General features: G+C 47.7%; 7 protein-coding genes. 1 reads left to right on the top strand and 6 read right to left on the bottom strand.

The annotated features are described in order from the left end of the window. Positions 1-1,353 precede the first annotated feature (1,353 nt). Positions 1,354-2,217 carry a right-handed parallel beta-helix repeat-containing protein gene (locus tag ACTNE6_RS05480; protein WP_442498894.1) on the top strand — a complete coding sequence of 288 codons (864 nt, stop codon included), beginning with the start codon at positions 1,354-1,356 and terminating at the stop codon, positions 2,215-2,217. 340 nt (positions 2,218-2,557) lie between these two features. Here ACTNE6_RS05480 and ACTNE6_RS05475 read toward each other — a convergent pair whose 3' ends face one another. The 6 genes from ACTNE6_RS05475 to ACTNE6_RS05450 all read right to left on the bottom strand — a co-directional run bounded on the left by ACTNE6_RS05475 (position 2,558) and on the right by ACTNE6_RS05450 (position 12,191). Next, positions 2,558-3,475, bottom strand: coding sequence for a DHHA1 domain-containing protein (locus ACTNE6_RS05475; protein ID WP_442498893.1), 918 nt, complete (start codon positions 3,473-3,475; stop codon positions 2,558-2,560). Positions 3,476-3,727: 252 nt separating this feature from the next. Continuing rightward, positions 3,728-5,194: a GTPase gene (locus ACTNE6_RS05470; RefSeq protein WP_442498892.1), complete on the bottom strand. Its 1,467-nt coding sequence runs from the start codon at positions 5,192-5,194 to the stop codon at positions 3,728-3,730. A 2-nt stretch (positions 5,195-5,196) separates the two neighbouring features. Further along, positions 5,197-6,435 (bottom strand): YcjF family protein, encoded by a 1,239-nt coding sequence (locus tag ACTNE6_RS05465; RefSeq protein WP_442498891.1) that lies wholly within the window; start codon positions 6,433-6,435, stop codon positions 5,197-5,199. 354 nt (positions 6,436-6,789) lie between these two features. Further along, positions 6,790-9,189 carry a tetratricopeptide repeat protein gene (locus ACTNE6_RS05460; RefSeq protein ID WP_442498890.1) on the bottom strand — a complete coding sequence of 800 codons (2,400 nt, stop codon included), beginning with the start codon at positions 9,187-9,189 and terminating at the stop codon, positions 6,790-6,792. A gap of 335 nt (positions 9,190-9,524) precedes the next feature. Then, positions 9,525-11,075: a VPLPA-CTERM-specific exosortase XrtD gene (xrtD, locus tag ACTNE6_RS05455; RefSeq protein ID WP_442498889.1), complete on the bottom strand. Its 1,551-nt coding sequence runs from the start codon at positions 11,073-11,075 to the stop codon at positions 9,525-9,527. Positions 11,076-11,090: 15 nt separating this feature from the next. Next, a complete protein-coding gene (locus ACTNE6_RS05450) occupies positions 11,091-12,191 on the bottom strand; it encodes a WecB/TagA/CpsF family glycosyltransferase (protein ID WP_442498888.1) in 1,101 nt (366 codons plus the stop codon). Positions 12,192-12,280: the final 89 nt, after the last annotated feature.

Below are 12,280 nucleotides of genomic sequence, written 5' to 3'. Positions count from 1 at the left end.
TTGCTTTCAGACCTACTATTTAGCCCCGATCAGGGGCTTTTTTTATCTTGACTTGGTTATGCCGATATAAGTAGCAATGGTTAATTGGGCAATTTTAAAAATTCTCACAATCAATGTTCTTGTGTGTTGGATTGTTCTTATTGGGTCTTGTGTTGCACTGGGTGAGATCGATGTTATTGCATCGTTTGTAAATCAATCTTCTTTGCCAGATCGCCAGCAAAATTACTTGTTTTAGTCTACGGTCCCCGATTTTTTTCTCCCTCCGATAGCAGTGGCAGGCACGGACCACGGCTTGATGGCGTCTTCGCCGCCGCGATCGGCCGAGGATATGCACGACCTTGTACGGAATACCGCCACAGTCATTTCCAGGTATCGCCGGTGAGCCAGGCAAACGGCACTTGAGCTACTACGACTTGCTCGGTCATGTGCTGTGCCAACCAATGGGGCTGAGCGGACTTGTTATCCAATTGATTACCCGCTACTGCATGGCTTGTCGGCCAAAGTGCCGACCGACCTTGGCAAACCCGGCCTGGCCGGGCGCGAACTGTCTGGTCAGGGTGTCCACCATGCATCTCGTCAATATACTGAAGCAAAGGACATTTCAATTATACAGGCAGCGTCAATATTCCTTAATTTGCAACTGTAAGATTAGCACTATTGCCGCGAAAAGTTTTCAGACAGCAATTTATCGTTCAATGTACGGTTGCGCACAGACCTCAGCAATATCCGCATTTTATCTTCTGATCGTACTCGGGCTCATCGCTAGGTACACATCAAGTTACATACTGATTTTAGTAGCCAAACCTAGACCACATGACAATGTGCAGTTAGACACTGTTTTTTCAGATTACATTGACCCAATGATATTTTTATATAGAGGAAACAATTATGAAAACAATTGGAAAAGTATCGAATACGGTAGCTGCAAAGCCATTGACGGTCATTGATATGAATATGATTGAGCTTGCCATTCTTAAGCTGATTCGGATTGTTATAGCAAAGAAACATCTATTGTCTTTTAAGGCAGGCTTATTGTTGCTTTGCCTGTTTTCCAGCCCAGCCCATGCACAGAATTATTACGTCTGCAATAATGGCTCAGACAGTAATACAGGTTTATCGATTTTTGAGCCATGGGCGACGTTTGATTTTGCCATGTCAAGATTCGGCACCTTGAACGCCGGGGATAGTATTTTGTTTTGTAGGAACGGGACATTCACTTCATCCTTTCCCAGATTATTCAATCAACATTGTGCTTTGGATGCGCCATGTACCCTAGCTGACTATATACCGCCCAGAATAGCTCCTACATCCGCCCGATTACCTGTTATTAAAAGCAGCGGCGCCAATGGGGTATTGAATTTTCAGGATGGCGGCAATGCCGATCATGATGAAGGCTATGTCGTTAGAAATCTGTCGCTCAAGGGAACCGGTACCGGAAATGGCATTTTCCTGTTCAACGACGTGGACTATGTCACAATTGAGGGCGTTACAATTGATGGCTTTGATATTGGCATATACTCGGCGAGCGCTAATCCGCCCAATCCCGGCGCCAACAAAGTCAATGAGAATATCGTGTTAAGGAACTCGACGATTATTAACAATAAGAACCAAGGCTGGCTGGGCGGTTGTGATGATTGTGTCATAGACAATAATAAATTCACCAATAACGGCTTTGGCCAGAAAATATTTAACCATAACATTTATATCTCCGGGGCCAATAACTCCGGCATTACCATTTCTAACAACATTTTAAACAAGTCGGCTTTCGTTGCCGGCAAATGCGCGGGCGTATCCCTAGTGGTTCATGGGGTCGTGCAGGATCTGACCATTAAAGACAATACGGTTTTTGAAGCTTTCGGCGCAGCTGAACAGACCTGCTGGGGCATCAGTGTCGATCCCGGCTATGCGACCGAAGAGTCTTTCAGCAATGTGATAATTACAGGCAATAAGGTGACCAATGTCGGCAATGTCGGTATCGGTTGCGCTTCCTGCACGGATTTACAAATTTTAAACAATATCATTACGCACTCTCAGGATTTTAGTTTTACAGGCATTAAGGTGCCCGTCAGAGCCGAGGATACCGTTAAATCGGATCGGATCCTGATCACTGGCAACTACATTGAACTTCAGGATCCCAATCAAAGAGGCAAGCAAGGCATCGTAGTGACTTCTACCGGCGATGTGAATGTCGGATCTAATGAAGTTATCTTTCACTGATATGGTTCTCGCTTGATGCGGGACAAACGCTTTTTCAACATTTTCTTGTTTGCTCTAGTACTCAGTCAGTATTGATATGTCTGTAAATAGGCTTGACGTAAATCCACTCATCCTTCGACAAAGCCTTTAGTCCTGAGCGTAGCCGAAGGGGCAGGACGAACGGATTTACTTTTACCCGTCAAGTAAGGATTGACTGAGTACTAGGCATAGGTGAGATGCATGATGAACGCCATGACCAGACAATTCGCGCCCGGCAGGCCTGGCTTGCCAAGGTCGGCCAGCACTTTGGCTAACAAGCCATGCGGTAGCGGGCACTAAGTTACATATTGGCTTTGTAGTATTAACTGCCCTTCCTCTTGATAAACGGATTGTCATCCAATACAAAGCCGGCGGCATTCTTATGCCCGCCTCCGCCGAAAGCTTGCGCCAGATGACCGACATCGTAATCGCCGATGGAGCGAAGTGAAAACTGCCATTTTTGCTTTCTGCCGTCATATTGATAAGTCATGCCGAATGTCCCCGATTTCTCGGCCAAAACGTGCCCGAGCTCGCTGGAGAAAGAGGATGACGCATTAACGGCCAGCCCTTTTTGCCCGTTCAACATGACCGGGTGCGCAATTTTCTCCAGCCTTTTTACTATCTTCTGGTGGAATTCGACGTACATTCTGCCAATTTGCAGAAGCTCATCCAGATCGATCGTACCCATTTCGGGCAACGTCATCGGCATCCGTTCGTAAAGCGCACTGGTTATTTCGCGTGTACCGGCTAATTTGAATTTCCAGAGGTCGCGATCCTCGATGTGCAGCAGGACTTTTGGCGGCTGACGTTCCGGGAAAAAATGTTGCCACGCCAGTACGCAGCCGCTTCGGGCCATATCAAAATATAAGGCAAGGTTTTCCGGCAGAGGCTGAGCCATGACTCTAGATTCAGACCGCGTCTCATGGGCTTTCGAAACGGAAGGGTCCGCGGAGAAACTTCTGTGAAAAAAAACCTCGCACTGCTCCATGGCGGTAATATGGTGATCGATCAGGATAATCTGGCCGGCCTGCCTCGAGGCAGCAAGCAATTGTTCGGGCGGATAGGAGAAATCCAGTATGTAAATCACAGCTCCCGCTTCAAAGGCCGGGAACTCATCACCATGGCGTGCAGGAATGTAACGGGCATGGTTGCCCAGCTTGCAAAAAGCGCTCCAGGCGGCGCCTAGCCCATCCAGGCAATCGGCGTGATAAATGACCAGGGTTTCGTATTTTTCTATCATTATTGTTAGTTAAAAACTGCTAAAACCTATATGAAGCCTCGGAGGCGCCTTTATGCTGTTGTTGCGCCGACGCACTCACACCCCTGCCCCAACGCCCACTTCTGTTAAGGATAGGGCGAAAAATAACTTCCCTGAATTTTGACGCGTAACCTGTTGGAAGTCGCCCAGGGCGAATGAATTCGCCCCTACATAAGCGCCGGCAAGTCGGGAAGTTGTTTTTTAACCGAATCCTAAACATCAATCTTCACTTTATTATATTCTGATCAAATTAGCCATCTGCATCCATATCAGGCGTAATTTCTCTTTGCTCCTGCCTTCGGGCAGACAGCGCAAATACTGGGCCCGTTTGCTTTCAGGCCATTTATCCGCAAGAGCCGCCCAGATAGCGTCAATGTTATAGACGCCGCTCGTTTGCAGGCTGACCGGTATACAATCAGACATGGCAATGTGCAAGGCTTCAGACACTGTTTCCAGCGCATCCCGGATATTGCGCGCTTTCTCGTTTTGCGGCGCCTGCACATCATAGGGCGGTTGCCATTCCCGCAGGGGCCGCAATTGATCGATGTGCGTAACTATGGCTAAGGCCGGCGGCATGCTGCGGTGCAACCGTTGATCAAACCAATTGCGCAAATCGGTCAAAAACTGGGCATCGGCTTCGCGCCCTGCCTGTGTTGCCGAACAAACCAGCAGCACCAGATCAAAGCCACCCAGCGCGCGTTCCGGCTCCTTCTCGAACCAATGAATTTTATCGCCATAGCCTGGACTGTCGAAGATCAACAGTTCACTACTGTCATCCGGCGCCAGCTTATAGATTGTCAATTCGTCAGTGAGAGGCAGCACATTCGTCGCGGCACGCAATTCGCCAAGCAATGCATTGATCAGGCTAGATTTTCCCGCTTTCAATTGCCCGGCTACCAGAATACGTAAAGGCTGCTTCGTTTCGGGTGCCGATTCAGGGGACGGCCCAGACTCGGTTAATACCGGCGGCGCTAACTGTCCGCTATACAGCGCAATGGCATAGTAACCGGTCTTCTTTATCAGCGTCCGCAGCAGCCACTGCTCCAGGAGTCCTTTCGGATATTGCGCAACCTTGCCCTGGAAAAAACCGGAGAGCTCGGCCGGTATGGCCGTGGCAGGGCTGAGCAGCATTCTGCCCATACGGTAGATGAAGTGGCCTTTTTCCAGCCTTTGTTTCCATTTCCAGAGTTTCAGGCCTTCATCGATGGTCAGCAAATGGCTGAACGGGATCCTCTCATCCAGTAACTGCCGCATATCGCGGCTGACTTGTTCGGTAATGAACAGGATATTGCGCAACGGGATATCGAGTTCGGCCTTACCCGCTTTGGGCCGGAAATGCCGCGCCACTTTGCGGATGACCTGCTGCGCCAGCAGCAGCAAACGCGCGCTATCGGTCAACGGATAATCGGCCGGATTGATCTCGTCCGCCATCTTATCAATTTCAGCCCAAACAGTCTCTGCGGCAGGCGACCAACGCTGATCCGCCTGCACATCCGGCAGTTGGAACGGCTCTATTTGCTGATGTTTCAACCAGTGGTTCAAAAGTGTGGCTGCGCCGTAAAACGAAGCCAGTGTTATGAACCCTGTGACCAGATAGTGGTGTTGCCACAACCAAAAAATGCCCAGCCCGATTAAGGCAAGCCACGGCAAAATCAACAGCAGGAATACAATGGTCCAAAGCCAGTTTGTAGGAAAGCGCATTATTAAACCTGTTTCTTTATGGAACTGCGTAGCAGTTCCCTGCCGCGGGCTAATTCCGCATTGAATACTTCACGCAGCTTATCTGCGCCTAAAACCTTGCCTTGCTGAGTTTTGCTGAAATAAAAACACAGCGTTTTACCCAAGGCATAGGTAGCGGCAGCCGTATAAACACCGGCAACACTAAGCGCGACTGTCTGCCCGTAAGCCGGAATCAGCTTGAGCAGTTCACGTCCGCCCATACGTGCCAGCGCCCCCATGCCAACAGCACTGACGATTTCCCTGATACTCTGCTTAGTTAGCGGCAAGCCATACACATGGGCAATACTGTGAAAAAGTTTGCTCTGAATTGCAACCACGGTGCCCAAACTGGCTGCCGGCACCGGAATAGCGGCGGCCAGCCCGGCTGATATCGCATAGCCGATGACATGAGGATGCGCGGTCTGCCAGTACACATCATTGATATCGCCAATATGGTCTTCCAGCATGGCCCGAAGACCCAATGGCAAGGCCTGTTCTATAGCGGCCCATAAGGCATCCAGGCCATAATCCGACGGCGCATAGTCATCTTCCGGCAAGGTGAAGTCGAGCGGCACAAATGTCGCATTAATGCCGGCAAAGTACTCGCGCTGCTTTAACAGCGAACAGCGCAGATCGGCAGGCACCGACTCGCCGATTCGGCCGTCAGCAAACGGATAAGGCTGGATATGCGCCATGGCCCGGTTGGGATAGCCTTCATGCAAGGCTGTCTGGGCCACGATGACCGGCCATTTCGGATGCACTTTATGAACTTGTTTTAGTGCAGCCAGGACCGCTTCCTGCTGATGATCCATGGCCTTGATCACGACGATCACAAGATGCGCCTGCTGTTCGCACCATTTCATATCTTCGCTGGCATCATAACCCTTCTCGGATAGCCCTCTGGTATCGAGAAAACGCAGAAATGCAGTTTCGGCATCGGGAAAATCGAACAACATGGCCGTGCGAGTACACGGCTTAAAGCCATTGCCGATCTCCGCGGCGGATGAGCCGGTTAGTGTCCTGATGATGGAGCTTTTGCCGCTCTGCGTCTTGCCCAACAGCCAGAATACCGGAACCGGCAAACGTTCATGGATGGCTTTTATTTTATCTTCCGCAGCCTTATCGACTTGAGGCTTGACGATCTTATCTATGTAGGCGGAGGCATTCGAAAACGGGTTGCTGATTTTTCCCGACCAGGATTTCCAGTTGGTGAATTTGGACATAAAACTTTAAGAAATGTATAAAAAACTCATGCGAGCACCCATCTTTCGCATGCTTTGTTTTTCCAGCAAACCCAATGGGAATCATCCATGAACAATCTACGCTCTTTTCTTTATGATCGATAATTTTATTAACCAGTTCAATTCATCTGTCGAAGCGAGGCTGCGGCAGGCGTTTCAGAATGGTGGCAAAGCAGTTCTTGAGCTTTTTCAGCCGAAAGCGGGCAAAGTTCGCGTAGGTGCGAATTTATTCGCACTTCCCAAGCGCTATAAGCCGCTATACAAGTGCCTCGGGTCGAATGAATTCGACCCTACACATGGAAATAACGGCGATACTGGTAAACCAGTGTTGTTCAGCTACACCGGCTTTTCAGCCTTAATTTCTTTCAACAAATTCTCCACGGCCTCTTTCTCGACAAAGCTTTTTTGTTTCTCGCCTATCGCCAGCGCTTTTTCCAGTTCGGCAGTGGCGGCAGAATTATTGTTTAGCTTATGATGAGCAAGGCCTAAATGATATTTGAAAACAGGAACTTCGGGCATTTTGGCAACAACATCCTTAAACACCCTCAGCGCCTCGTCATTGCGATCACTGTTTAAGAGCGCCCATCCGTAAGTATCATGAAAATAGGGCTGTTCGGATTTCTCAAAACGTGCAGCCAGTTTTACGGCGCGCTCAATATTTTCCTTGGTTTTATAGCGATCAAGCAGCAATGAAACCAGATTGTTCACCGCAATATCAACATTCGGGTTCTTGGCAATCACCGCTTCGTAATTTTCCACAGCCTTATCATAATCGTTGCTTTTCTCATAGATAGCGGCCTGCATCATTCTTAAGCTGATATTGTCAGGGTCATTTCCCAAACCTTTTTGAATTACTGCAATAGCTTTTTCACGTTCTTGATTTGCGGCATGAATACCAGCCATAGCTTCATAAAATCCAGTTGCCTTGGGCCACTTCTCAGTCGCTCCGGACAACAGTTTAAGTGCTTCATCCGGGCGCTTATCAAGCACATACAACTGGCTTTTCAAAATCAATGGATAAGAATTTTCCGGATTGGCCCTGATAAATTCGTCCAGATATGCAAACATGTCTTTGCGCTGTTTTAATGCCTCGTAACTGCGCATCAATCCCACCAAGGCATCAGACAATCCCGGAGAAACAGCCAGCGCCTCCTTATACTTGGCGATCGCGTCCTGATACTGCCCTTGTCCTTCCGAGACCTTGCCGCTCAGATATTTGGAGAAGCCATCGCCCTTTGGCTTGGTCGAAATCACATCAGCGACTTTCTGGGTTCCCGACCAATCCTTCTTCATCAATCTGACCTGGGCCAAAGCCTGTAAAGCGCCCGCATGATCCGGCTTAACCGCCAGTGCTTTCTGCAAAACTTCGTCAGCCCGGGCAATGTCTTTGCTTTTGATCATTTGCGCTACCACCGGCATGACGGCATCAAAATTGCCGGGATTTATATCGAGCGCTTTACGGAAGTGCTCATCAGCAAGCGCATGGGCATTTTGTTTGTTATAAGCGTGAGCCAGCAAAACCATTGCTTCATCTGACTTCGGATAATCGCGCAATATGCCGCGTAAATCGGAAACAGCCTGATCGGTCTGCTCATTGAGCAATCTGATTCTGGCCCGCAGCAACAAGGCGTCATAGTCTCCGGCATTGACCGACAGCACCTCATCAATCAGCTTCTGCGCCGAATCGCGGTCCTTGTCACTAAAGGCTACTTTTGCCAGCAGCACCTTAGCCGCCAAACCTTCCTTGTCTTCCGGCTTGTTATTGATCAGCCAATTGAGCGACTCTTTTGCCTCCGCCCATTTATTCTGGCTGATCAACAACTTGGCGAGCGGCAGATAATACCCGGCAGTATCGGGCTGTTGCGCGATATAGCCCTGCAGCACCTTAACCGCTTCGGCAGGGTCTTTAGTATGCAGGTAATCGACCAAAACCAGTTTTGATTTCAAATCATCGGGATGTTCGTCAATCACTTTTTGCAAAACCGACCTGGCATCGGCATCTTTTCCCGATTCATCATAGTATTTGGCCAGCGCATACTGGAAATCCAGTTTATCGGGATTGCTCTTAATCAAAGTTTGATAATCCGCTACCACCGCCTCCGGTTTATTGGTTTTGATATCAATCTGCAATTTCAGCATAGTGAGCGCCAAATCATTGGCATTGACTTTAAGCGCATTCTCCACAATGGCCAGCGCCTGGGTAAAATCCTTGCCTTCCATGTACACAACGGCTTTTAAATTAACGGCATCGCTATTGTCTGGAGCCAGAGCCAGTGCTTTATCCGCCTCTTCCAAAGCCGCCTTCTGGTTGCCTTGCCGTAATAAAACCGTTCCTTTCAGCACATGAGCATCAGCATTGTCAGGTTTTAACTTCAGGATAGCTTCCGCTTCAGCCGCTGCCTTATCGGTCTGGCCGGACAACAATAATAGCTGTCCCAATTTTTTATGGCCTTCAACATGATCAGGCGTCAGCTTGACCACTTGCGACAAATTCTCAAACATCCCTTTCCAATTCTGGTTTTTTTCATCCATTAACGCCAGATGAAAGTAGGCATCCGAAAGATTATTGTTAATTTGCAACGCATTTTTAAACTCGACCCGGGCCTTTTCATAATTTCCCTTGCCGTAAAATTCCTTGCCGCTGTCCAAATAATGCTGCGCTTTTTCAGTCGCGTCGCCGCAGGCCTGGAAACCCAAAGCCACTCCGGTCAATAACAGAGCTCTAACTAATTGCATCACTTAACCTTCTTTTAAAAAATTGAAATTTATTCACTGATATTACGCATGGACTGTATACACACGCCGGTGCAAATTTATTTATATCCGAAGTATATTTGCACTGCATCGAACTGCTTCCGATCGAATTAATTTTGCGCAGTTGCAGGGTCGAATTCACTTGTGCCCCTGTGGGTATTCGACCCGGAGCAAACGCCAATGTACCAGCCTATGCAGTGCGAATACCCGCAAGGGGCACAAGTGAATTCGCACCTACACGGCAGATATGAATCAAACACCGGAATGTTCGCACTAAAACTAAAACAGAACATAAATCGATTCTTGCGCAACATCAGTTAATCAGGAATATATTGCGGCAGAACCGGCAAAACCTCTTTGGCAAACCCCTGTAAACGCTGATCAGCAAGATCGAGGCTTTCACCGGGATTAACCATCGTAGTCAGGCGTACCAGCGCCCCATCGGTTCTGTTTAACAACAGCGCATCTTTGAACAAGTACCATTTCATTAAATACTCATTCGCCATCTTTCTGCCTCTCTGTTGAAACCAGTAGTAAACCAACTGCGTCATTTCGCCTTTTTTGATCACAATCCGATTGACGTCGAGAAGCCCCAGATTTTTTCGCTCAATATCGGCAATCTGCCAACCGCCTCCCGGGATACAAACGCGCGGCGAATGCGGAGAAATTCCTTTCCGCTGAGAAGCATAATAAGCCGCATATAAATTCACCGGCGCGCCCTGGGTTTTTTTAAAGTCGGCCAGAATATAATCCGACAAACCTAACTTATCGATAACGGTATTTTCCATGCTGGCCTGCTGTCCTTGCCAGTCTGACAACTGCATCGGAAATAACGGGAAATTTTTGCGCTCGGGAAAGACCTCTGCCCGCTTATCGATTGAAAATACCGTAATAGTGGTCACAACCAGACCGGCAATGATCGCAAAAAAAGGGCGTGATAACGGCCTGACTTTTGCCTTTGCCATATCACCAACAGATGGGTCGACCGCCAGACCAAAAATTTCGGCAAAAGGCCGGCGATCCGCATCAAGCCTGGACAATAAAATCATTTCCGCTACTAGAATCCCCAAACAAGCCATAAAAACGACCCAGCCTTCAAAGTCATGCAGAAAGCCTTCTGCCATGCTTGAGCCCCAGTTATCAACCAGAACACCAATCACCGCTATGCGGAAGCTATTCATGAACAAGGTGATCGGAATAGTCGATAAAAACACCAGAGCGCGCTTCCAGAAAACCGTGTTATACATATAGGCGCAGATAAAGCCCAAGCTCATCAGCGGAAAAAGATAACGCAACCCGCTGCAAGCTTCCACAACCTGCAATTTATAGCCGCCTAAATCAATAATGTTGCCTTCCAGATAAACTGGAATCTGGCACCAGCGAATAAAATACACGCCCAGTTTTGAGGATAACAGCTGTAAATTGGCGGAAAGGCTGGCTTCAAGAAAATAAGGCAGCGGAATGGCAAAGGCCAGCAGCAGAATAGGCACGATGACCGGCTTGACTGCCGGCCAGCCCATAATGGACAAGGCAATGCCTATCAATACGGCGATAAAGGCATACTGAATCAGTATAAAAAGCGCGCTGATCTCGCCCACCATAAATACGGCCAGCGCCAACAAAACAATGCCGAATCCCACCCAGGAAGGCGAAAAATCGGATTGTTGAATGAGATTCCTGCGCTGCCAGATAAAATACAGCGTAATCAACGGAAGCATATAGCCATGGCTATATTCCTCCTGCTTTTCCCAGCGAACAAGCAACTCCTGTAACCCGCCGGCAAATGCTGTCAATAACAGTAATAAAGCAAAGCTGATTAACGCCAGATATCGATAATCAAATTTCCAGATGGCAAGCGCCTTATTCATTATATTTTTATAGCGTTAAAGTTGTGGAATTAGATACTGGGCTGAGTTCCATTTAAAAATCCTGATATTTTGCTGATTAATATTCTGGAAATTCAACTGGCATTCCTGTTGATTTAAATGCTTATAAAGCAACAGACAAAGTCCTAAAAAAGCCCCATCAATTGTCGGCACAGCTTGTAAATCAATTGTTACATTTTTCTTTTTTGAAACACACGCTTTAAAAACCGGCCTTAACGCGGCAATTGTCTTATCAATGCAGGTTCCGATCAAATAAATTTTAATCGTATGCCCGTCTTCTTCAGTATTGATAACAACCGGTTTGCTTTCATTTAACTTTCTCTGATTTAAACGTATCCAAATAGCATAAGGAATCACATTGTTCGATAATAATTTTGCAAACCGTAAACCATCGAAAAAATAGCGTTTCCATAGCAAGGGCTCTTCCAGAATACGCCATAACCATTCCAACCCGACGCGCTGCATCCAGACCGGCGCACGCTTTACCGTGCCGGCAAAAAAGTTAATAACCGCTCCCAAATGACTGATCACCGGCGCCTTTAATTGATGCCTGTTTCTCTCAATCCAGGCCTGCCCTTTCTTGGCGCCTAAAGAAACAATCAGAAAATCAATCTCATGCCGGTTGATTTCATCAATAATATCACTGGTACTCATTCCTTCGATCGAGCCAAACCCAGGACAATAATGCCCTACGGCCTGTAAGCCTGCATTAGCCTGATTAATGATCTGGCAAGCCTTCTCACCGACCCCAGGCTCTCCGCCAAAAAAAAACACGCGTATGGGAGGCGTGTTTTTTTCAGCAAATAAAGCTTCGATCAAATCCGAGCCTGCTACCCGCTCAGGAATAGGAATGTTTAACAATCTGGACATCCAGATCAGAGGCATGCCATCAGCAACCGATAAATCGCTGTTTATAACGGATTCTTGAAAAGCTTTATCCGTTTGCGCCGCTATCAGAAAATTAAGATTAGGGGTCGATAAGAAAAACGGCCTGTCTTCCTTTATGGCCAGTTTTAAAACTGAAATTGCGGAAGACGCATTCACCGCGTCGAAAGGCAAACCGCAAAGACACCATGATTGACGATAAAAAGCATCCATTGAATAGTTTTTTAGTAAGTAATAAGCATGAAATCAATCTAAAGAATGTAGATGCGAATTTATTCGCACTGTTGGTAGGCGAATCCGCA

The organism is Methylobacter sp. sgz302048 (assembly GCF_052162025.1).
GTDB lineage: Bacteria > Pseudomonadota > Gammaproteobacteria > Methylococcales > Methylomonadaceae > Methylobacter.
The sequence above is the reverse complement of the archived record's forward strand: the minus strand, read 5'-3'. Positions and strand labels throughout refer to the sequence as shown.

Excerpts from the sequence above, each read along its gene's own strand:
- ACTNE6_RS05475 (WP_442498893.1), bottom strand. The coding sequence starts at position 3,475 with ATGATAGAAAAATACGAAACCCTGGTCATTTATCACGCCGATTGCCTG.
- ACTNE6_RS05470 (WP_442498892.1), bottom strand. The coding sequence starts at position 5,194 with ATGCGCTTTCCTACAAACTGGCTTTGGACCATTGTATTCCTGCTGTTG.
- ACTNE6_RS05465 (WP_442498891.1), bottom strand. The coding sequence starts at position 6,435 with ATGTCCAAATTCACCAACTGGAAATCCTGGTCGGGAAAAATCAGCAAC.
- ACTNE6_RS05460 (WP_442498890.1), bottom strand. The coding sequence starts at position 9,189 with ATGCAATTAGTTAGAGCTCTGTTATTGACCGGAGTGGCTTTGGGTTTC.
- xrtD (WP_442498889.1), bottom strand. The coding sequence starts at position 11,075 with ATGAATAAGGCGCTTGCCATCTGGAAATTTGATTATCGATATCTGGCG.
- ACTNE6_RS05450 (WP_442498888.1), bottom strand. The coding sequence starts at position 12,191 with ATGGATGCTTTTTATCGTCAATCATGGTGTCTTTGCGGTTTGCCTTTC.